The sequence below is a fragment of the Streptomyces tardus genome (genome assembly GCF_018101125.2).
Taxonomy (GTDB): domain Bacteria; phylum Actinomycetota; class Actinomycetes; order Streptomycetales; family Streptomycetaceae; genus Streptomyces; species Streptomyces tardus.
The window spans coordinates 450,478-472,379 of sequence record NZ_JAELVF020000004.1 but is presented as its reverse complement, the minus strand read 5'-3'; the positions used below and the strand labels follow the sequence as shown (position 1 = coordinate 472,379).

The window sequence follows — 21,902 nt, the reverse complement described above, 5'->3', positions numbered from 1 at the left end:
GTCTAGTAACGCTGGACGAGTCAAGTCAATTCGAACTAGACGCATCAACCGGAGTGCGAAACTCCATGTCTGCTCGAAACTCCCGCACGGTTCGGCTCTCAGCGCTTGGCGCCACACCCTTGGGTGCGCCCTCGCCGGCCACACTCGCAGCGCCGCCGGTGGGGCTTCGGCGGCACTGCGAGTGTGGCTGGTGCCCTGGCTTACCGCCCATCCAGCTGCGGCCGGGGAGAGCTTCGGGCACCAACCAGCCGCTCCCCCGATACGGGTGCGAGTCCCGGCAAGGCCACTACGACCTCACGGAGTTGAGGTGCGCGCGGACGAAGGGGTCAATGCGGTCATCGATGGCCCAGCAGCGGATCGTGGACAGCCACCGCAGCGTGCAGTCAGCCGCAGATTCGGCGTCGACCAGGATCACCGGGCCTCCGCACGGCATTCGACAGGGCAGCCCTCAGGGGGACGGCCCTGTCGGCGCACGCTGCGGCATATCGCTTCTGCTTGACGGCCCCGCCCGTGCGTGTGCCGCAGGTGCGCACGGGGTCAGCGCGGTCACGAGGAGGTGGGGTCAGAGGCGTTCGAAGCCCCGGATGCGCTCCCAGTCGGTGACCGAGCGCTCGAAGGCGGCCAGCTCGGTGCGTGCTGCACGCGCGTAGTGCGCCACCACGCTCTCGCCGAAGACCGCGGCGGCGATCTCGCTCGACTCCCAGCGGTGCAGCGCCTCGGTGAGGGTGCGCGGCAGCTGCGGCACCTCCGGGTCGGCCAGCGCGTTCGAGCTGTGCGGCGCGGGCAGCGGCAGGGAGTTGTCGATGCCGTACAGCCCCGCCCCGACGGCCGCGGCCACCGCGAGGTAGGGGTTGGCGTCCCCGCCCGGCACCCGGTGCTCCAGGCGCAGCGAGTGGCCGCTGCCGACGACGCGTATGGGGCAGGTGCGGTTGTCGCGGCCCCAGCCGATGCCGGTGGGCGCGAAGGCGCCGGGCTGGAGGCGTTTGAAGGAATTGATGTTCGGAGCCATCAGCAACGCGAAATCGGCCATGCAGGCCAGCTGCCCGGCGACGAAGTGCCGCATCAGCGCGGACATCTGCGCCGGATCGTCCTCCTCGGCGAAGGCCGCGTCGCCGTCGGTGCCGCGCAGCGAGAGGTGCAGATGGCAGGAGTTGCCCTCGCCCCCGTCGAACTTGGGCATGAAGGTCAGGGCGTGGCCCATCTCGGCGGCAATGTGCTTGGCGCCGTTCTTGAACACGACGTGGTTGTCGCAGGTCTCCATCGCCTCGGCGTAGCGAAAGACGATCTCGTACTGGCCGGGGTGGACCTCGGCGCGCGCGGTCTCCATCCGCAGCCCGGCGCGCACCATCTCGCGGCGGATGCGCCGCACCACGGGCTCGATGGAGGACAGGCCCTGGAGGGCGTAGTCGACGTTGTAGCGGGTGGCGGGGCGCAGCCCGTGGTAGTTGCGGTCCCACGCCTGCTGGTAGGTCTCGTCGAAGACCAGGAACTCCAGCTCGGTGCCTGCGAAGGCCGTCAGTCCGCGGTCGGCCAGCCGGTCCAGCTGGGTGCGCAGTACGCGGCGCGGGGCTATCTCCACCGGCTCCCCGCCGGGCCAGGTGGCGTCCGCGATGACCTGTGCGGTGCCCTCGTCCCAGGGCAGGAGCCTGAGGGTGGCCGGGTCGGAGCGCAGGACGAAGTCGCCGAAGCCCGACTGCCAGGCGTCGATGGCGTATCCGGGCCCGGTCTCCATCTCGGCGTCGGTGGCCAGCAGATAGACACAGGCGCCGAAACCCTCCTCGGCGGCTTCGTCGAGGAAGTGCTCCGCCGAGAGCCGGCTGCCCTGGAGACGTCCCTGGAGGTCCGGCACCGCGACGATGACCTCCTGCACCCGGCCGGCGGCGACCTCCGCGCGCAGTCGTGCCAGGGGCGGGGTGTCGAGTGCGTCGGTGGTCATCGGGTCTCCCGGGGGGACGTGCCGGATGCGGCGGCGGGTGGGACGGGCGCGGCCGGCGCTCCGGGCGCGGCGAGCGGGTTGGCGATACGGCCGTGTACGACGTCGAACCCCTCGTCGCGCTCGGCGCGGTCGTGGAATCCGCCGCCGAGCAGCTGCTCACGGTTGAGCGCCACCCGGTCGAAGTCGGCGGCGAGCAGCCCGAACTCCGGAAAACGGTCGGCCAGTTCGGGCCGGCTGTCGTGGTAGCGCTCGATCTCCCGGCGCACCATGGACCAGAACTCGGCCTCGGGCACGTCCAGTTCGTCGGCCAGCAGCGGGGCGAAGAACCGGAAGTGGCCGGCGAAGACGGCGCTCAGCAACGAGTGCGCCAGCTCGTGCGCGGGCCAGCGCAGCAGCACCTCGCGGGCGCGGTCGGTCAGCGCGGCGTACTCGGGCAGTTCGCCGGGGAGCAGGTTGACGTCCTCGGCGAAGTCCTTGACCGCGATGCCGATCGGGACGTCCCGGGCGTCGTAGAGGATCACCGTGTTCTCGCCGTGCGGGCAGAAGGCGACGCCGTACCGGTAGAGATGGTGGAGCAGCCCCGGCAGCAGGGCGCCGAGGAAGCGGTCGAGCCACTGCGCGGCACTGAGCCCGGAGCGGTTCACCAACTCGCCCACCAGGGTGGCCCCGTCGGAGCCGGTCTTCAGCAGCGCGGCCATGGTGCGGGCGCGTTCGCCCTCGCCGAGCAGTTGGCTCACCGGCTCGCGCCACACCGCGCCGAAAAGCTCGTGGTACCGGTAGGGCGCGTCGGCCACCGACTCGTAGAGCGGGTGGCGCACCGAGACGGCGGCGACCTCCCCGAGCGGGTGGAAGCGCAGCTCGTCGGAGAGGAAGGGGTCCTCGGCGCGGAGCCGGTGCAGCCAGTGGCTGATGTCGGGTGCGGCGTGCGTGGGCCCCGGCGAGAGCCCGCGCCAGACCAGGGTGTTGCGGATCATCAACGGCACCTTGACGTTGCGGCGCCCGGGGTGGTCGAGGTTGGCCAGGGTGCGTATGGACTGGAGCGGCCGGTAGCGGTCCGGCCCCTCCCCCAGGTGGACGATGCGGCCCTCGGCGAGCTCCGCGCAGTAGAGGGTCCGCACGGCCTCGTCCCAGTGGAAGGGGTGCACCGGCAGCCAGACGAAGTCCTCCGGCTCGAAACCGCCGACCGCGCACGACTCGCGGAGCGCGTCGGCGAAACCCTGTCGGGTGCCGGGGTCCAACTCCTCGCCGAGCAGTGTTTCGGCGTCCAGGCCCGGGACCCCCGAGTAGGCGGCCAGCGAGGTGTGCGCGGCGACCCACACCAGCCGTACCTCGCCCGCGGACTCCGGCGCGTAGGCCGCGGTGTCGGCGGCGGAGAAGCCGAGTCTGCCCTTGTTCAGGAGCATGCAGGGGTGGCCGTCCTGGTGGGCCTCCAGATCGAGGTGGTCCAGGTCGGCGAGCGCGGCGGCGGGCAGCGCGGCGGCCAGCGAAAGGGCGTCGGCGCGGCGGGTGGCGGTGAGTTCGCGCAGCACCTCGGCGGTGGTGGACCCGTCCCAGTCGAGCACGGCGCGGGCGTCCAGCAGCAGCCGTTCGGGTCCCGCCTCGCCCTCGGCGGCGGGGTGGCGGACCGCGCTGCCCGGGGTGACGCGCCAGGTGCCGAAGGTGCCCCGGCGAGCGCGGAAGATCCAGTGGACCGCCCCGAACTCCAGCCGGTACGACGCCTCTCGGCCCTCGACCGCCTCGGCGGGGTCGAGGGCCACGGGGACGAGCAGCTCCTCGTAGGCGAACTCCTCGACCGCCTTGAGCAGCAGCCGCTCGCCGGCGCGCTGCCACGCCTGGTGGGTGGATGGGTTCACTGGTGCTTCTCCTCCGGAAGGCCGCGGCCGGCACGTAGCGGGACGGCAACGGGCACGTGGGCGGGCTCGGCGGACGCTCCGGGAGCGCCGCCGGGCACGGGCGGGGCGGACGCAGGCGGGGCCGACGCGGGCGGGGCGGACGCGGACGGGCTCGGGGCCGTCGAACTTCCGCCGTCGGTGGGTGTGTTGACGTCCTCGGCGGTGGCGGCGGGACGGGCGTCGTCGGCACGGAAGACGTCGGCGTCGGGGCGAGAAGCGTCCGGGCGGCGGACGGCGCGGGGTCGCACGGTGGCGAGCAGACCGGCGACCACCAGGGCGAGCGCGGCGATCGCGAGCGGCAGCGCGAGGTCCCGGGCGACCGCGGTGGCCGCGATCAGCGGCGCTGCGATCAGCCCGGCCGACCGCACCGTCTGGACCACGGTGAACGCCGGGCCCGCCGTACCGGTGGCGCGGAACATCCGCAGCTCGACGGCGACCTGCGCCAGTCCGAGGCCCACGCCGAACAGCAGCCTGCCGCAGACCAGGCCGGGCACGGAGTCGGCCGCGTACTGCCACCAGAGTCCGGCGGCGGTCAGCAGCAGGCCGGCGGGCAGCAGCCGTTCGCCGAGCAGTCGCCGGCAGCGCGCGGCGAACGGCAGCACCGCCAGCGCCGCCACGCTGGGGAGGAAGAACAGCACGGCGGCGCCGGTCGCCCCGCTCTCCAGGTCCAGGGCGTACGCCGTGAAGAAGGGACGCACCAGCGCCGCGGCGAAGTCGAACGCGACGCCGATCAGGGCGACCTGGGCGAGCAGCAGCAGCCAGCCGCGTCGGCCGGGACGCAGTCCGGCGGCGGGCGCAGTGGCGGGCGCACCGGGCCCGGCGGCGGGCGCAGTGGGCGCCGCTGCGGTGGTCGACGAGGCCGCGACAGGAGCGGCCTCGTCCGGCTCCGGGGTTGCGGGCAGGCGGCCCAGCGACCGGTGGATCAGCACGGCGAGGACCACGTCGAGCAGCGCGAAGGCGGAGATGCCGATACGGGGGTCGGGCAGGGCCAGCACTCCGGCACCGGCCATCGTGGAGGCGACGATCGACAGGTGGAAGACCACCACCACCGCACAGATACCGGCCAGACGCGCTCCGTCGCCGTCCTCCGAGGCCTCCGGCAGGCCGGAGCTCCGCTGCCGGCTGTGGTGCCGGGCGTGCTCGGCGATGAAGGCCGGGTAGGCCAGCAGGAGCGCCGCGTTGGTGGCGACGGAGGCGGCCGAGAGGGCCGTGAACGCCGCGTGGCTCGGCGCCAGGCCGAGCGAGAGGTCGAGCACCGCGGCCCCGCACAGCCCGGTGAGGACCAGTCGGTGCAGCGGCCAGCGACGCGCGGCCAGGCCCCACAGCGGGAGCGCCGCGAGACCGACGACGCGGCAGACCCAGAGGTAGACGCCGGTGGCCGAGGGGTCGTCGATGCCGTAAAGGCGTTCGAAGAGTTGGGGCAGGAACGGCGCCAGCGCGGTCTCGGAGACCAGGTAGAGGCCGATCACCGAGATCAGCACCAGACGTGCGCGGCGCCCACCGCCGGTGTCCGGGACGGGCGCCTCGGCCGGGGAACCGTTCACGGACGGCTGCCCGTCTGCTCGTCGGCGCCGTGGCGGGCGGCGGGCACGGCACGGACGCCCGGGTCGGGGGCGCCGAAGGTGGTCCAGGCCGCGCGCTCGGGAACGGGATGTACGACCCGGTCCGCGGCCGAGTTGAGGATGGTCGCGGCCCGCCAGGCGCCCAGGGTGAGGTCGGGGGCGCCGACGCCGTGGGTGTGCATCTCGGCGTTCTGGACGTAGAGGCTGCCGGCCACGCGGGCGTCCAGCGCGACCCGGTACTCCCCGTCGACCCGGTAGCGCCCCCGTTCGTCCCAGTCGATCAGATCACCGAGGCCGTCCAGGAAGTCCGGACGGCGGGCGGCGTACCCGCTGGCCGAGACGACCGCGTCGGTGCGCACGGTGAACTCGCTGTCCTGCTGGCGGTGCCGACAGGTGAGCAGATACCCGGGGCCCTCCTGCTCGGCGGCCAGCAGCTCCACTCCCGGATGCAGTCCGACCCGGGGAGCGCCCCCGCCGATGGTGCGCTCGTAGAGCTCGTCGTGGATGTCGGCGAGTGTCTCGGCGCTGACGCCCTTGTACAACTGCCACTGCCGGGCGACCAGTTCCTCTCGGCGCTCCTCGGGCAGCGCGCGGAAGTAGTGGATGTAGTCCGGGGTGAAGTGCTCCAGCCCGAGCTTGGAGTACTCCATGGGCGCGAACGCCTCAGTGCGCGCGAGCCAGCGCACGTACGGGCCGCCCGAGCCCTCGCCGTCCTGCTGGCGTACGAGGTCCAGCACCACCTCGGCTCCCGACTGCCCGGCCCCGATCACCGTGACGTCCGCCGCCTCCGCGAGGGCGGCGCGGTGGTGTCCGTAGTCGGCGCTGTGCAGAATCCGGCCCCGGTGCTCCTCGGTGAGGAACTGCCGCAGCGGCGCGGGGAGTTGCGGGGCGGTGCCGACGCCGAGGACGACCTGCCGGGCGTACACCAGCTGCTCGGTGCCCTCCGCCGAGCGGTGCACCAGCGCGAACGCCTGTTCCGACTCCTCCCAGCGCAGCTCGGTGACCCGGGCGTCGAAACGGCAGGAGGGCAGGGACTGCGCCACCCAGCGGCAGTAGTGGTCGTACTCGCGGCGCGGGATGTGGAAGCGCTCGGAGAAGAAGAAGGGGAACATCCGGTCGTGGGCGCGCAGATAGTTCAGATACGACCACCGGCTGGTCGGGTCCGCCATCGTCACCAGGTCGGCGAGGAAGGGGACCTGGAGGACGGTGCCCTCCAGCAGCAGGCCGGGGTGCCAGGAGAAGGCGGGCCTGCCGTCGAGGAAGAGCGTGCTCAGTTCCGGGGCGCCGTCGGCGAGCGCGGCCAGCGACAGGTTGAACGGGCCGATGCCCACTCCGACCAGGTCGTAGCGGGAGTGGTCTGTGGAAGCGGTCACCGCGTGGCCTCCGCGAGAGGGTTGGGGAGATCGACGTAGACGGACTGGGTGTGGACGTCGCCGACGAGTTCGTCGAGCCCGTCGACACAGGTGAGGTAGTTGCCCTTGCAGCGCAGGGTGGGGGCGTCGAGCAGCAGGTCGAGCACGCCGCGCACGCCGGGCTCGGTGGCGCGCAGCTGCTCCAGACGCGCGCGCAGCCGCACGAGCAGGGCCTCCTCGTCGGCCAGCCGCAGGGCGCCGAAGGCACCGATCAGGCCGAGCAGGTTGTTAATGCCCAGGTAGTAGACGACTCGTTCGTCGACGAGGGCGTCGTCGAAGACGAGCTCCACCCCGTCGGCCACGCCGGGGAGCAGCGCCTCCAGTTCCTCGGCGCGGGAGGCGGCCAGGTAGTAGCCCTGGCTGTCCCGGTACCAGCCGGCCTCGGGGAGCCCGTCCGCGCCGAGGGCGACCAGGGTGTTCTGGTGGTGTGGTTCCAGCGCGAGGCCGTAGCGGGCCTGGAGCCGCAGCAGCGGCACCGCGAGCACGTCGAGGTAGCGCTCCAGCCAGCGCGCCGACGCCTCGGCGGTGGACAGCCCGTGGCGGGCGGCGGTGTGCTCCACGGCGCGGCACAGCAGCGCGCGGTGGCGCGGCGGGGAGCCGTCGCCGGGGCCGGTGCGTTCGGCCAGCAGGCCGGCTACGCACAGGCCCTCGGAGCCGCCGCCGGAGGTGAACGGGTTGTCCCGCAGCGCCGTTTCCAGTCCGGTCTCACCCTGGCCGGGGCCGGCGGAGAACCAACCGTGGTCGCGCAGCACGGTGAACTCCGGGTGTTCGCGGCGCAGCCAGTCGCCGGGCCCGGCGGCCAGCAGCCGCGCCGCGTTGACGCCCAGCCGCATCTCGCCGCGCAGGTTGTTGCGGCGGGAGTTGGTGATGCGCATCCCGAGGGAGAGCTTCAGCATCGTCTCGCTCGCCCGGTGGTGGACGGTGCGCAGTGAGGACGTGGGCGACCACCGGGGCCCGTGTGCGCCCAGGGGGCGCAGCGTGCCGTCGGCCAACAGGCCCTGGACCGCGGTCCGTTGCAGGATGTCTCTGGCCTGCCACGGGTGGGCGGGGAGCGCCAGCATTCCTCGCGGCAGCAGCCCGGCGCGGTCGAGGCCGGCGAACCGCCCCAGCTCCCGGAGCAGTTCGGCTGCCTCGCGCCCGTCCGCGGACTCCCCCACGACGATCGCCGGGTCGGCGGCGAACCAGTGCAGCGCGAAGGAGCCGCGCAACTCGGGCGAGTAGTCGCGCAGTTCGGCCTCCGAGGCCTCCTCGCGGCTCTTGGGGGCAGGATGGAAGGGGTGGCCGAGCAGCAACGCCTGCTCGCTCTCCGCAAACCCCGGCTCGACGGCGCCGGAGACGTCCGACTCGGCGCGGCGCGCGGCCAGATGGGCGGTGGTGCGCTGTGCGGAGTTCAGTACCCTCGCCACCGCGTCGGCCCCCAGATGCGGCGGCACCCCGCGGGTCACCGTCGTCTCCCGGACCGCCGCCGCGGCGACCAGCGCCACATCCGCGGGCGCCGGGCCCCCCGGGGTGACCACGGCGGGCGTGCCGAACCGGTGCCAGCCGGTGCGCGAACGGTGCCGCACCGGGATGCTCAGCCCGAACCCGCTTGCGGGCAGGGCCAGTTCGAGCCGCGATCCGGCCGCGGGCACCTCGGTGCCGGTCTCCCGCACGTACGCCCGCAGCAACGACTCACAGGCCGCCGAGTCACCGGCGCGAGCCGGGTCGGGGTCGTCCAGCGGGTCGGGGTCGTCCGGCGGGGCGAGGGCGTCGAGCGGGTCGTGGTCGTCCGGCGGTTGCGGGGAGCCCTGAGAGCCCGGGGCGCCCATCAGGCCCGGGACGGCCGGCGGTTCGGACGCTGCGGGGGTCCGCCCGGGCGCGGATCCGGTGGTCGTCGGCCGAACGGGCCGGGGCCCGGCGGTCACAGCATCGTCCGGTCGGCCGCGGGGTGGCCGAGGAAGTGCGGCATCGCGAACTCCCAGCCGTAGGAGCCGGAGTACGGGAAGACCACCAGATCCCCCGCCCGCACCCGGTCGATGTGCACCTCCCGCAGCAGGGTGTCCTCGGGCGTGCACAGCTCCCCGACGACGGTGACCCGCGTCCGGGCGGCCTCGGGGCGCGGCAGCCCGGCCGGCCACGTGTCGATCGGCAGCACCGCGACGTTGTGCACGATGTCCCAGGAGGTGGGCAGCTGGAAGTGGTTGATGCCACCGCGAAGCATCGCGTACGCGTGCCCGTAGGAAGACTTCACATCGGTGACCTCGGCCGCGTACCAGCCGCAGTCGGCGACCAGGAAACGACCCGGCTCCATGATCACGCGAGCCCCCTCGGGCGGCGCGGACCGCGCGATGAGTTCACCGAACCGAGTGGTGTCGAAGGGCTCCTCGCCCTCGAAGTTGACGCCGATGCCACCGCCGATGTCGATCTGACGCAGCTCGATGCCGTGGGCGGCAGCCGTCGCGGCGGACCACTCGACGCACCAGCGCAGGTAGGCGGCCTGGCTGACGGCGTCCAGATTGTTGGAGGCGGCGTGGATGTGGAAGCCGACGAGATCGAGCCCCGGCAGCCGGGCGGCCTCGGTGAGCACCTCCGGCACGTCCGGCTCGGGGACACCGAACTGCGAGGGCTCGCCGCCCATGTGCAGGGACCCGGTGACCGGGATGTCCTGGGGGTTCACCCGCAGCGCGACCCGAGCCGTGGTGCCCTCCTGGACGGCGATGGCGCTGATGCGGTGCAGCTCCAGCAGGCTCTCGGCGTTGATGGACTCCACCTCGGCGCGCACCAGATCGGTCAGGACCGGCACGGATTTGGCGGGGCCGGCCGCCACCACCGCGAGCGTCCCCGCCGGGCCCGAACCCGACCCCGATCTCGTCGTACCGGGCGCCAACGCCTCTCGGGCCAGGGCGAGTTCGGCGCGCGAGGCGACCTCGAACCCGTCCACGTGCGGGGCGAGCGCGGCCAGTACGCCGGGGAAGGAATTCGCCTTCACCGCGTAGTACACCTGCGCCCACTCGGGCAGCGCGGCGCACAGTTCGCGGGCGCGCCCCGCGGCCACCTCGCCGTCGTAGAGATAGGTGGCCAGCGGCTCCTCGCTGCGCGCGGAGAGCTCCCGCAGCCGTTCGCGGACGGCCTCGGGCAGTGCATCGGCGGGGTACGCGGAACGCGGGGCGGCGGACGGGGGGAACTCAACGGACACGGTGCTGCCTTCGAATCTGGGGGGCGGAACGGGCTGACGGGCGGGGCGGGCTGACGGGCTGACGGGCTGACGGACAAGGACTGTACGGAAGGCCACGGGTCGTACGGGTGTGCGGGACTGGGTACGGGCGGCGGACCGGGGGCCGTACGGGCGCCCGGCAACCGGCGTCCCGCACGCCCCGCGCCCGTACGTCTGCGCAGGCGGGCGGTTCAGCCGGTGCGCAGGGAGCGGACCACCATGTGGTGGGGACGCCAGCCCGGGTAGGGCTCCATCCGGCCCACGTGCGCGAAGCCGTACTTCTCGCAGCGGTCGAGGACCACGTCGTTCCCCTCCGCCACGAGCGCCGCCGCGCGCTCCTCGGTGCGTCCCCGCAGGAACCCGTCGAAGAGCTGCGCCCCCAACTGCGAGCGCCGCCAGGGCCGTCCGACCAGCAGCTCGCAGACGCCGACGGTGCGGCCCGGCCACTCCCGGGTCAGCTCGGGCGCGGGCGCCGGGGTGAGCCCGTCCCACCAGAGGGTGTCCACGGGGAGGGTGTAGCCGTAGATGTAACCGGCGACCCGCTCGCCGTCCATCGCTGCGAGGAGCTCGAAACCGGGGCGGTCGCCGTGCCGGACCAGCCGGTCGCCGATCGGCGGGTCGCTGTGGTCGCTGAGCTGCGCGGCGTGCGCGTAGCACTCCTGGTAGGCCCTGGCGAACGGCTCCGGGTCCGCGGCGACGGCAGGCCCGTCCAGGCGCGAGAACGTCGGTGCGGGCCTCGGTGCGCCGGCAGGTCTCTCAGTGGTGGCGTTCTTCATACGGCATCCCCTTCGGGCGGTGGCAGGGTCGGTGAGCGGGCGGCCGGGGCCGTCGCTCAGCGGCGTCGACCCGGTGCGGCCCGGCGGGTTGGGGAGTGGGGTAAGAGGACGGTCATCTCAGAGCGTCACCGACTGGAGGCGCGTCGCGGCGGCCGGGCCGGGCCCGCCCAGCGGCTCGGGCTGCGGGCCCACCCGCGGTGCGGGCTCCTGGCCGGCGAGGAACTCCGCGCGCTCCACGACGAGTTGCAGCAGTCCGGTCAGGTCGCCGGCGGTGGTGCGCGGGTGCAGCAGCGTCGCCTTCAGCCAGACCCTCCTGGCTCCGTCGGAGTCCGGTACGGTCGCCCGGCCCAGTACCGCCAGGCCCTCGGAGAGCAGCTGTCGCCGGATCGCCGCGACCAGCGCGTCACCGGCCTCGTCGGGCAGTCGATCGGCCGCGACGGGACGGAAGAGCACCGTGGAGATGCCCTCCGCTCCCGTCCGGCGACGCAGCGCCTCGTGCCGGTCGATGTCCTGGCCGAAGCGGGTCGCCGTGCGTACGCAGTGCTCGACGGTGCGGCCGAGGCCGCCGCGGCCGAGTGCGCGCAGGGTGGCGGCGATCTTCAGCACGTCCGGGCGCCGGGAGGTCTTGATGGAGCGGCCGAGCAGGTCGGGCAGGCCGGCTTCGGTGTCGTCGTCGGCGTTGAGGTAGTCGGCGCTCAGCGAGAGGTACCTCAGGCTGTCGGCCTCGGAGACCGCCAGCACACCCGCGGCGACCGGCTGCCAACCGAGCTTGTGCAGGTCGTAGGTGACCGAGACGGCCTCCTCGATGCCGTGCAGCCGGGGCGCCAGCTCCGGGCTGAACAACAGCGGTCCGCCGTACGCGGCGTCCACGTGCATCTCGGCGCCGAACGCCCGGCAGACACGGGCCAGTTCGGCGAGTGGGTCGATGAGGCCCTCGTCGGTGGTGCCGGCGGTCGCCACCACCAGCACGGGGCCGCCGCCGAGCGAGGCGAGCGCCCGGTCCAGGGCGGCCGGCACCATCCGCCCCTCTTCGCACTCCACCGTCACCGGTACGGGCAGACCCAGCATCCACGCGGCCCGGCGGACGCTGTGGTGGGCGTTCTCCCCGACCAGCACCTGCACGGTGCGCTCCCCGCGCGCCTGGGCGCGCTCCCTGGCCAGCAGCAGCGCCACCAGATTGGACTCGGTGCCGCCGCTGGTGATCACCGCGTCCGGTGCGGGCTCCCGGGGATAGACCAACGAGGCCAGTTCCGCGGTGACTTCCTCCTCGATGACCGCGGCGCCGGGCGCCTGGTCCCAGGAGTCCATCGAGGGGTTGAGCGCGGAGGCCGCGAGGTCCGCCGCAGCCGCCACGGCAAGCGGCGGGCAGTGCAGATGCGCGACGCAGTAGGGGTCGGCCGGGTCGGCGGCGCCCTCGGCGGCGGCCCGTACGACGTCGTACAGCGCGTCCTCGGCGCCGACGCCCTCCTCGGGAAGGAGCGGCGTGATCAACGCCCGGGTGCGCCGGGCGACTTCCTCGGGGCCCCCGGCGGGCAGCGGACCGCCCCGTCGGGCGGCGCCGTCGGCGAGCGCTTCGAGCGCGACGGCGGTCAGGGCGCGCAGCGCCGCGGGGTCCCCGGCGCCCGCCGCGACGGCGGTGGCGTCGGCGGTGGCGTGGGCGGTGGCATCCTCGGTCGCGGTGCGGTGCGCGAGCCCGGTGCGGTGCACGGGCTCGGCACCCTGTACGGGTTCGGCGTCGGTTGCGGGGCGCTCGGCCCCGTCTGCGTACTCGCTCACGCGGCAAGCTCCTGATCCATGGGTACGACGGCCTCGGACACCTCGGGTGTCCCGGTTCTGCCGCCGTGGGCGGTGGAGCCGGAGCGGGAAACGGCGCGGACGCACGGTTTCCGGCACGCCGAGGAGGGAGAACGCAGCATGAGCGAACCCTTCGATGAGGTGGGCGATGTGGCGGGGCACCGCTTCTGTGCGGTGCCCCGGCTGCCGTGACTGCCGCGGTACGGATCGACCACGGGCGTATCGGTGCCTTGACTCGGGCGTGACAACCGACCGACGCACGGACTTAGGTTACCCTAACCGAATTCGGTCGTGGATCTCGGAACTCCATGGCGGTGGTCACACTCGAACCGCGTCCTGCGGCGGGCCCACGCCCCGTCAGTCGCCCTTCACCGCCTGCCTGCTGAGCGGTATGACCAGCGGTACGCCGGTCTCCTCGTCGTGACGCACCCGCGCCCGGAGGCCGAAGGCGTCGGCGAGCAGTTCCTCGGTCAGGACGTCGGCGGGCGCCCCCTGCGCGACGATCCGGCCGTCCTTCATCACCACCAGCGTGTCCGCGCAGCGGGCGGCCAGCGAGAGGTCGTGCAGCACCAGCAGCACCGTGCGCCCCGTCTCCCGGTGCAGCTCCCCCACCAGGTCCAGCACCTCGACCTGGTGCGCGAGGTCCAGGTGGTTGGTGGGCTCGTCCAGCAGCAGCAGCTCGGTCTCCTGGGCCAGCGCCATCGCGATCCAGGCGCGTTGGCGCTGGCCGCCGGAGAGCTCGTCCAGGGTGCGCGTGGCCAGCTCGTACGTGCCGGTGCGGCGCAGCGCCCGGGCGACCGCCTCCTCGTCGTCGGCGTCCCAGCGGCGGTACCACGTCTGGTGCGGATGCCGGCCGCGGGCGACGAGGTCGGCGACGGTCAGCCCCTCGGGCGCGAGCGGGGTCTGCGGCAGCAGGCCGACCGTCTCGGCGACCTGACGGGTCGGCAAGCGATGGATCGGCGCTCCGTCCAGCAGCGCCCGGCCGCCCATCGGCTTCATCAGCCGTCCGAAGGCGCGCAGCAGTGTCGACTTCCCGCAGCCGTTGGGGCCGATGATCGCGGTCACCGAGCCGTCGGGGATGTCCAGATCCAGCTCGTGGACGACGGCCCTGCCGCCGTAGCCGAGCGTCAGCCGGTCGGCGCGCAGCCGCACCGCGCGGCCGTCCGCGGTGCGGGGCGCCGCCCCCTCGTCCGGCGAACGGCGTTCGCGCGGGCTGCCGTTCGGGGCACGGCCGCTCTTCTGCGCGCCACGGTCCCCCGGGGTGCCGCGGTCCTTGAGGATGTCGGTCACGACGTACGGGCCTTTCCGCTCCGGATGAGCAAGTACAGCAGGTAGGGCGCCCCGAGAGCTGCGGTCAGCACACCGACCGGAAGCTCCACACCGCCGAACGCGGTGCGCGCGAACACGTCGGCCCACACCGTCACCGCCGCGCCGAGCAGCGCGGAGGTCAGCAGCGGCGGTGTACCGGACCGCAGCAGCCGCAGAGCGAGTTGGGGGCAGGCCAGTGCCACGAAGGCGATCGGCCCCGCGGTGGCCGTCGCGGTGGCCGTCAGCAGCACCGCGGTGATCAGCAGCGCGCCGCGGGCGAGGGCCAGCCGTACACCGAGCGCGGTCGCGGTGTCGTCGTCGAAGGCGAGCGCGCCGAGCTGGAAAGTGAGCACCGCGCCGAGCGGCAGCAGTACGGCCAGTGCCAGCGCCGCGGGTCTGGCGGTGTCCCAACCCGCTCCGTTGAGACTGCCGTTGAGCCAGATCAGCGCGCGCCCGACGTCCACGATGTCGGCCTTGAGCAGCAGCCACGAGAGCACGCTGGTCAGCACGGCGTTGACGCCGACGCCGATCAGCAGCACGCGGTAACCGCTGAGTCCGTGCCGCAGGGACAGCGCCGCGACCACCAGCGCCGCGGCAAGGCCGCCCGCGACCGCCGCCAGCGGTACGCCCACCTCGGCCAGGACGCCGCCCACTCCCCCGTTGGCGCCGCCGATCACGATCACCGCGACCGCACCGACGCCGGCGCCCGAGGTGATGCCGAGAATGTCCGGGCTGGCGAGTGGATTGCGGGCGATGCTCTGGAAGATGGCGCCGGCCAGACCGAGCGAGGCGCCGACCAGCGCCCCCACCAGGGAGCGCGGCAGCCGGAGTTCGTGGACCACCAGCCGGTCGATGTCCTCGCCGCCGCCGAGCAGGACGGCGATGACGTTCGGCACCGGCACGGAGATGTCGCCGCGTCCGACGTTCATCACCACCGCCGCGCACAGCAGCGCCGCGACGACCATCGGCAGCAGCACCGCGCGGGGGCGCCAGACGGTGGACACGGGCCCCAGCCGCACCGGCCTCCGCCCGGGTACGGCGACAGCGCCGCGTGCGCGCAGGCCCTTCGGCCCGCAGCTCGGCCCGCCCGGGGACTCGCCTGCCGGGGGCGCGGGGGCCGGGGGTTCGGCGGTCGGCAGCTCAATGGCCGAGAGCTCGATGGTCGGCGATGTGGTCGGGGGCGTCGGGCCCGCAGGCCCGGTGCTCCGGCGCTCGGTGTCGCCGCCGGTTCCGCGCTCGGCTCCGCTCACGGTCTTCTCCGTCGTCACGCCTGCTCCGTCGTCGACGGGTACGGCGGCTCGCCCGGCCGTACCGGTGTTGTCCTCGTTCACAGCCTCACCGGCTTCACACGGCGCACCAGATAGACGAAGACCGGCCCTCCGAGGAGCGCGAGCATGATGCCCACCTCCAACTCCCCGGGTCGCGCCACCAGTCGGCCGAGTGTGTCGGCTGCGACCATGAGGGCGGCACCGAGCAGCCCGGAGTACGCGACGATCCACCGGTAGTCGGGGCCGGTGAAGTGGCGCGCCACATGCGTCGCCACCAGACCGACGAATCCGATGGGCCCGCAGACCGCGACCGCCGCGCCGGTGAGCAGCGTGATCGCGGCCATCCCGGTCGCCCGTGTCGCGCCGACCCGTACGCCCAGCGAGCGGGCGACGTCCTCGCCGAGCGACAGCGCGTTCAGTCCGGGCGCGTTGGCGGCGGCGAGCAGCAGGCCGATCGCGATGAACGGCAGCAGTTGGACGGTCGTCTCGATCGGCCGCCCGCTGACGCTGCCGACGGTCCAGAAGCGGTAGGTGTCCAGCGCCGCGCGGTCCATGATGACCATGCCCGCGGTGAGCGCGGTGAAGAGCGCGTGCACCGCGGCCCCGGCCAGGGCGAGGGTGATGGGGGTGGCGCCGCCGCGTGCGAGGGTGCCGACGAGGTAGACGATGGCGCTGGCCACCGCCGCACCGATGAAGCCGAACCAGATGTAGCCGTAGAGACCGCCGATCCCGAGCAGCGAGATAGAGGCGACCACGCACATCCCCGCCCCCGCGCTGATGCCGAGCACCACCGGGTCGGCGATCGGGTTCCTGGTGTGGCCCTGCATCAGCGCGCCGGCGACGCCGAGCGCGAGTCCCGCGACGAGCGCCAACGCCGTGCGCGGCAGCCGGAGTCGGCGGACCACGATGTCGCCCTCGGTGCCGCTCGGCGACCACAGCCCGTGCCAGACCTGCCCGAGCGTCAGCGAGTTGGCTCCGTAGGCGACGCTCAGCAGCACCGCCACCACGACCAGCACCGCCAGCACCAGCAGCCCGAGCCACCGTTTGCTCCGCTGCCCCGTCGCGACCTGCGACGTCACCCGTTCTGCGGGCGGCGCAGATAGCGCTTTTATCACGATTCCCTCCGCGGCGCCGTGCATTAAGTTAGGCGAGCCTATCTTTAGGTCGCGCAATCCCATGAGAGAGGGGACCCCTGATGAGAGCCCGTTGGCTCAGTCGCTTCGGCCGTACCGTCGGCGCCGTCGCCATCACTGCCGGACTGCTCGCCACCGCCGCGTGTGGCAGCTCGGACTCGGACAAGGATACGGACGAGGCCAAGAGCGGGTCCTCCGGCTCCTCCGGCAGTGCCTTCCCCCGAACCGTCGAGCACGCCATGGGTGAGACGGAGGTCAAGAAGGTCCCCGAGCGCGTGGTCGCCCTCGACATGACGTTCGTCGACGCGACGCTGGCCCTCAAGACGGACGTCGTCGGCTACACCACCTTCGCCGCCCCCGACGAGCCGCTGCCGGACTACTTCGGCGACGACGCCCGCAAGTACGGCAAGGACGCCAAGCCGGTCGGGCTGCTCGAGGAGGTCAAGCTGGAGGAGATCATCAAGCTCAAGCCGGATCTGATCCTCTCCGCGAAGGTCCGCCACGAGAAGATCTACAAGCAGCTCTCCAAGATCGCCCCGACGGTCTTCACCGAGACCACCGGGGCCACTTGGAAGGAGAACCTGGAGCTGGTGGGCGAGACCCTCGGCAAGGAGGACCTGGCCCAGGACCGCATCGAAGGCTTCGAGAAGCGGGCGAAGACGATCGGCGACGCGGTCCGCAAGTCCGAGGACGGCAACCCGACGGTCTCCGTGGTGCGGTTCGTCGACGGTCCGACCCGGCTGTACAAGGAGGACACCTACACCGGCGTCATCCTGGGCGACCTCGGTTTCGACCTGCCCGAGGACGCCCGGGGCACGGGCTTCAACGCGGACATCTCCGAGGAGGAGATCAAGCGGATCGACGCGGACGACATTTTCGTCACCGCCTTCCCCGACCCCGAGGGCGCCTCGCAGAAGTCCCAGGACAAGTTCCAGGCGAATCCGCTGTGGAAGCAACTCAAGGGCGAGGTCCACGAGATGAGCGACATCACGTGGATGCTGGCGGTCGGTCTCTACGGCGCCGACTCGGTGCTCGACGACATCGCCAAGACGTACAAGGTGGACGCCGCACGCGGCTGACGCCGCAGCAGCGCGTGCGAGGGCCGGGACCGGACCGCCGGTTCCCGGCCCTCGCGCGCGCCCGCAGACGTGCGCGGGCGCGGCCGTGTGCGGGCGCAGCCGTACGCGGGCGTGCGCCGGAGCGCGGGCGAGGCGCGGGCGGCGGGGACGCGCGAGGTGCGCGAGCGCTGCGCGTCCCGGTGAGCCGGGCGCGTGACCCCGGGCCCCGGTGGGGCGTTGAAGAAACGTGACTTCCACCAGTACCCCACAGACCGCGACTCGCTGGCGGAGCGAACGACCCGAGGAGCGAAGGGCCGACGCCCCCCTTGCGGGCGAGCGGCAGGCCTCCGGGTCCGCAGCAGCCGAAACGGTTCAGCAGACCGCCCCGACCCCCATCTACGCCGCTCTGGCACGCCAGTGGAGCGCCGAACACCGCACCGTCCCCGGCGACTTCGACCAGGAGTGGACCACGCTGGTGGACTACGCCGCCTGGCGACACCGCCAGCCCCGCGTACCGCGCCAGTAGCACCGGACCCTGCGCCGCAACGTACGCAGCACTCGCCCCGTACGACACCCCTGCCACCCTCGTTCACCGCAGCCCCGGCCCTTCTCACTGCGCCCGCCTCCCCCACCTGCACCTTTCCGGTCGCAGTCATGGCCGACAACCCGCTTGACCCCTCACGAAGTTGTCGCGATTCACCTAGCCTGAGCGCGTTCATGCCACCGAGAGCACAAAGCGAGGGCTCGAAGATGAGCGGGTTGCGTGTGTCCATGGACATCGGGGGCACCTTCACCGATGTCGTGGCCTACGACGAGAGGACCGGCCGCTATCGCGCCGGCAAGGCGTCAACCACTCCGCACGACCTGACCGAGGGCGTCATCGCCGCCCTGTCCACGGTGTTACCGCCCGGGGAAGCGGGTCCGGCAGACATCTCCTTCCTCGTCCACGGCACCACCCAGGGCCTCAACGCCTTCCTGCAGCGCCGCGGCACCCGCGTCCTGCTGCTCGCGAGCGAAGGCGCCTCGGACACGTACCACATCGCCCGGGGGCCGCGGACCAGGCTGTACGACCTGCACTACCGCAAGCCCGAACCACTGGTGCCGCGCGGCGACATCGAGCCGATCGGCGGCCGACTCGCCGCCGACGGCGCCGAGTTGACGGCGCTGGACGAGGACGCGGTGCGCCGCGCCGCCCGCCGCTTCGGGGACGAGGGCTTCGAAGCGGTCGCCGTGGCCTACCTCTTCAGCCACGCGAACCCCGCGCACGAGCTGCGCACCCGCGAGCTCCTGCGCGAGGAGCTGGGCGAGAGCGTCACCGTCTCGCTCTCGCACGAGGCCGCCAACGAGTGGCGGGAGTACGAGCGCACCTCCTCGGCCGTGCTGGAGGCGTACATCGGGCCGGTGGTTCAGCGCTATCTGACCACGCTGGGCGCGACCCTGAAGCAGCGCGGCCTGGCGGTGCCGCTGCATGTCATGCAGTCCTCCGGCGGCGTCAACACCGCCGATTCCGCCCGTCACCGCCCGTTGCAGACGCTGCTCTCCGGCCCGGTCGGCGGCACCATGGGCGGCGTCGCGCTCTCCCGGACACTGGAGCGGCCCCACCTCATCTGCATGGACATGGGCGGCACTTCCTTCGACGTCTCACTGGTCGTGGACGGCCGGCCGGATGTCACTTCCGAGGCGCGGCTGGAGGGGCTGCCGATACTGATGAGCGTGGTGGACATCCACACCATCGGCGCCGGCGGCGGCAGCGTCGCCTGGCAGGAGGCGGGCGGGCTGCGGGTGGGGCCGCGGTCGGCAGGCGCCTCGCCCGGCCCGGCCTGCTACGCGCGCGGCGGGACCGAACCGACCGTCACCGACGCGGACCTGGTCCTCGGCAGGATCGACGAAGCCACCTTCGCCGGCGGGGAGTTCGCACCGCGCTCCGAACTCGCCCGGCAAGCGGTCGGGGCGCTCGGCGAGCGGCTGGGGCTGGACGCGGTCGCGATGGCCGAGGGCGTCTGCGAGGTCGCCGGCGCCAAGATGGCGCAGGCCGTCCGGACCATCACCGTCTCCCGGGGCATCGAGCCGCGGGACTTCTCACTGGTCGCCTTCGGCGGGGCGGGGCCGATGCACGCGGTCGCCCTGGCACGGGAGTTGGGCATCCCCGAAGTGGTCGTTCCACGCTTTCCCGGGGCCTTCTCTGCCTGGGGGATGCTGGAGACGGAGATCCGCAGGGACTTCGCGGAGCCGTTCTTCCGGCCGGAGGAGGACCTCGACCGCGCCGAGATGGCCGAACTGCTGGAGAAGACCGCGGCGGAAGCCCTCGGCTCGCTGGACAGCGAGGGAGTGCCCGCCGAACGCCGCCGCACCGAGTGCGCCGCCGACATCCGGTACCAGGCGCAGGAGTACACCCTCACGGTGCCGCTGGCCGATCCGCGCGAGCCGCTGCGCGAGGACTTCCCGGCCAGGATCGCCGCGCGCTTCGCCGACCTCCACCAGGAGCGGTACGGCCACGCCAACCTCGGCGCCCCGCTGGAGTTCGTCGCGCTGCGCACCACCGCGCTCGGCGCGCTCGACGCCGCGCCGCCCGAACTGCTGCCCGCAGCCGCCTCCGAGGAGTTCGTGCACCGGACACGTCCGGTGGTCTTCGACGGCCGGCGCCTGGAGACCGTCGTGGTGGACCGCGAAGTGCTCTCGCCCGGACACGAGTTGAGCGGCCCCGCACTCGTGCTGGAGCCCACCGCAACGACCGTCGTACCGCCCGGACACCGGCTGCGCCTGGACGCGCACGGTTCGCTCGTCATACGCGAGGAGAAGAAGTGACCGCCCCGGACCCCCGTACCCACGCCGCCGACCCCGCAGGCACCGCCGAAGCGCTCCCGGGCCAAGCCGACCCGGCCGGGACCGGTCCGGTCACGGTGGACCCGGTCACGGTGGAGATCATCCGCAACGCCGTCATCTCCGCGGCCGACGACATGAACGCCACCCTGATGCGCTCGGCGTACACCCCGATCATCTACGAGTGCGGGGACTGCGTGGTGGCGCTGCTGGACGACGAGCACCAGGTACTCGGCCAGTCCGCCGGACTGCCCATCTTCCTCGGCAATCTGGAGAGTTGCACCCGTGCCACCGAGGAGCGCTTCGGGCGGGAGGTGTGGCAGCCCGGCGACGTCTGGATCCTCAACGACAGCTACCTGGGCGGCACCCACCTCAACGACGTGACCATCTTCGGCCCCGTCTTCACCGGCGAGGAGCTGGTCGGCTTCACCGCGACGCGTGCGCACTGGATCGACGTCGGCTCCAAGGACCCCGGCGGGTCAATGGACTCGGTGAACATCTTCCAGGAGGGCCTGCGGATGGGGCCGCAGAAGCTGGTCGAGGGCGGCGAGGAGGTCAAGGCCGTCATCGACACCATCGCCACCAACGTGCGCTTCCCGTACCCGACCACAGGCGACATGAACGCCATGATCGCCACCATTCGGATGGGCCAGACCCGGCTCGCCGAGCTGGTCGACCGCTTCGGAACCGCACGCCTGCGCGCGGCCCGGGACGAAATCTTCCGCCAGACCGAGGAGTTGGAGCGGGAGGTCGTGCGCGCCATTCCGGACGGCGTGTACACCGCCGAGGGGGTGCTCGACAACGACGGCATCGACCTGGACACCACGGTAGCGGTGCGGCTGCGCATCACCGTCAGCGGCGACCGGCTGGAGTTCGACATCACCGAATCCGCCGACCAGACGGTGGGGCCGATCAACTGCGGTGCCGCACAGGCCGTTTCGGCCTGCCGAGTCGGCTACAAGCTGCTGGTCAGCCCGGACGTCCCCGGCAACGGCGGCTCGTTCCGACCGCTGTCCGTACGGGTCCGGGAGGGCTCGGTCTTCGGCGCGCTGCCGCCCGCGGCCTGCCAGTGGTACTTCTCCCACCTGGGCCTGCTCATCGACCTGGTCGCCAAGGCGCTCGCCCCCGTGCTCCCCGACCGGGTCGCCGCGGCCAGCCACGGCGACTCGATGATCGTCATGTTCGCCGGAGTCGATCCGCGCAACACCAGGCCGTACGTCAGCCTGGAGGCCACCCTCGGCGGCTGGGGCGCCTGGGAGGGCTCGGACGGCCAGGACGCGCTGATCAACAACGTCAACGGCTCGCTCAAGGACATCCCCGTCGAGGTTCTGGAGAGCCGATTCCCGCTGCGCGTCCGGGAGTACGGCATCCGGCCCGACTCCGGCGGAGCCGGTCAGTGGCGCGGCGGCAACGGCGTGGTCCGCGAGTACGAGGCGCTCGCCGACTGCACCGTCTCGCTCTGGTTCGAGCGTTCGCTCACCCCGGCCTGGGGGCTCTTCGACGGCCGGGACGCCACGCCGCCGGAGGTGATCGTCAACCCCGGGCGCGAGGACGAACGCCGGCTGCTGAAGTGCAACGGCCTGGCGCTGCGCGCGGGCGACGTGGTGCGGTGCGCCACCGGCGGCGGCGGGGGCTTCGGCCCGGTCGAGCGGCGCGAGCGGGCCGCGGTCGCCGCCGATCTGCGGGACGGGCACATCACCCCGGAAGTCGCGCGGGCCTCGTACGGCAGCCCCGCCGGCTGACGCCCACC

Annotated in this window: 15 protein-coding genes; 4 read left to right on the top strand and 11 right to left on the bottom strand. The window is 73.0% G+C overall.

What is annotated here, in order from left to right; all coding sequences use genetic code 11:
• Window positions 1-562: 562 nt before the first annotated feature.
• From JGS22_RS24575 to JGS22_RS24525, 11 genes are all read right to left on the bottom strand, one after another.
• A complete protein-coding gene (locus tag JGS22_RS24575) occupies window positions 563-1,936 on the bottom strand; it encodes a glutamine synthetase family protein (protein ID WP_211040894.1) in 1,374 nt (457 codons plus the stop codon).
• The gene (locus JGS22_RS24570; RefSeq protein ID WP_211040895.1) at window positions 1,933-3,789 is read right to left on the bottom strand and encodes an IucA/IucC family protein; all 1,857 of its coding nucleotides are present in this window, start codon (window positions 3,787-3,789) and stop codon (window positions 1,933-1,935) included. The genes JGS22_RS24575 and JGS22_RS24570 overlap by 4 nt, the downstream gene beginning before the upstream one ends.
• Complete coding sequence (locus JGS22_RS24565) at window positions 3,786-5,372, bottom strand: MFS transporter (RefSeq protein ID WP_216815155.1); 1,587 nt, start codon at window positions 5,370-5,372, stop codon at window positions 3,786-3,788. Before JGS22_RS24565 ends, JGS22_RS24570 begins: the two co-directional genes overlap by 4 nt.
• A complete protein-coding gene (locus JGS22_RS24560) occupies window positions 5,369-6,763 on the bottom strand; it encodes a lysine N(6)-hydroxylase/L-ornithine N(5)-oxygenase family protein (RefSeq protein ID WP_211041683.1) in 1,395 nt (464 codons plus the stop codon). The genes JGS22_RS24565 and JGS22_RS24560 overlap by 4 nt, the downstream gene beginning before the upstream one ends.
• A complete protein-coding gene (locus JGS22_RS24555; RefSeq protein WP_211041684.1) occupies window positions 6,760-8,610 on the bottom strand; it encodes an IucA/IucC family protein in 1,851 nt (616 codons plus the stop codon). The genes JGS22_RS24560 and JGS22_RS24555 overlap by 4 nt, the downstream gene beginning before the upstream one ends.
• Before the next feature lie 92 nt (window positions 8,611-8,702).
• Entirely contained in the window at window positions 8,703-9,977 is a 1,275-nt protein-coding gene (locus JGS22_RS24550; protein ID WP_211041685.1) for a type III PLP-dependent enzyme domain-containing protein, read from the bottom strand.
• Between the two features lie 209 nt (window positions 9,978-10,186).
• A complete protein-coding gene (locus tag JGS22_RS24545; protein ID WP_211041686.1) occupies window positions 10,187-10,771 on the bottom strand; it encodes a GNAT family N-acetyltransferase in 585 nt (194 codons plus the stop codon).
• Window positions 10,772-10,888: 117 nt separating this feature from the next.
• A complete protein-coding gene (locus JGS22_RS24540; RefSeq protein WP_372454354.1) occupies window positions 10,889-12,547 on the bottom strand; it encodes a pyridoxal phosphate-dependent decarboxylase family protein in 1,659 nt (552 codons plus the stop codon).
• 375 nt (window positions 12,548-12,922) lie between these two features.
• Window positions 12,923-13,717, bottom strand: a complete 795-nt coding sequence (locus tag JGS22_RS24535; RefSeq protein ID WP_211041691.1) for an ABC transporter ATP-binding protein — start codon at window positions 13,715-13,717, stop codon at window positions 12,923-12,925.
• A 134-nt stretch (window positions 13,718-13,851) separates the two neighbouring features.
• Window positions 13,852-15,204, bottom strand: coding sequence for a FecCD family ABC transporter permease (locus JGS22_RS24530; protein ID WP_308405882.1), 1,353 nt, complete (start codon window positions 15,202-15,204; stop codon window positions 13,852-13,854).
• Window positions 15,201-16,220, bottom strand: a complete 1,020-nt coding sequence (locus tag JGS22_RS24525; protein WP_308405881.1) for a FecCD family ABC transporter permease — start codon at window positions 16,218-16,220, stop codon at window positions 15,201-15,203. Before JGS22_RS24525 ends, JGS22_RS24530 begins: the two co-directional genes overlap by 4 nt.
• A 116-nt stretch (window positions 16,221-16,336) precedes the next feature.
• Between JGS22_RS24525 and JGS22_RS24520 the strand changes: the two genes are divergently transcribed.
• The 4 genes from JGS22_RS24520 to JGS22_RS24505 all read left to right on the top strand — a co-directional run bounded on the left by JGS22_RS24520 (window position 16,337) and on the right by JGS22_RS24505 (window position 21,894).
• Window positions 16,337-17,353, top strand: a complete 1,017-nt coding sequence (locus JGS22_RS24520; protein ID WP_211041688.1) for an ABC transporter substrate-binding protein — start codon at window positions 16,337-16,339, stop codon at window positions 17,351-17,353.
• Between the two features lie 226 nt (window positions 17,354-17,579).
• Window positions 17,580-17,858, top strand: coding sequence for a hypothetical protein (locus JGS22_RS24515; protein ID WP_211041689.1), 279 nt, complete (start codon window positions 17,580-17,582; stop codon window positions 17,856-17,858).
• Between the two features lie 224 nt (window positions 17,859-18,082).
• Window positions 18,083-20,137 (top strand): hydantoinase/oxoprolinase family protein, encoded by a 2,055-nt coding sequence (locus JGS22_RS24510; protein ID WP_236074329.1) that lies wholly within the window; start codon window positions 18,083-18,085, stop codon window positions 20,135-20,137.
• Window positions 20,134-21,894 carry a hydantoinase B/oxoprolinase family protein gene (locus JGS22_RS24505; RefSeq protein ID WP_308405880.1) on the top strand — a complete coding sequence of 587 codons (1,761 nt, stop codon included), beginning with the start codon at window positions 20,134-20,136 and terminating at the stop codon, window positions 21,892-21,894. Before JGS22_RS24510 ends, JGS22_RS24505 begins: the two co-directional genes overlap by 4 nt.
• Window positions 21,895-21,902 lie beyond the last annotated feature (8 nt).

Bases quoted from the DNA above. Each gene is read 5' to 3' on its own strand.
- JGS22_RS24575 (WP_211040894.1), bottom strand. From the start codon at position 1,936: ATGACCACCGACGCACTCGACACCCCGCCCCTGGCACGACTGCGCGCG.
- JGS22_RS24555 (WP_211041684.1), bottom strand. From the start codon at position 8,610: ATGGGCGCCCCGGGCTCTCAGGGCTCCCCGCAACCGCCGGACGACCAC.
- JGS22_RS24545 (WP_211041686.1), bottom strand. From the start codon at position 10,771: ATGAAGAACGCCACCACTGAGAGACCTGCCGGCGCACCGAGGCCCGCA.
- JGS22_RS24520 (WP_211041688.1), top strand. From the start codon at position 16,337: ATGAGAGCCCGTTGGCTCAGTCGCTTCGGCCGTACCGTCGGCGCCGTC.
- JGS22_RS24510 (WP_236074329.1), top strand. From the start codon at position 18,083: ATGAGCGGGTTGCGTGTGTCCATGGACATCGGGGGCACCTTCACCGAT.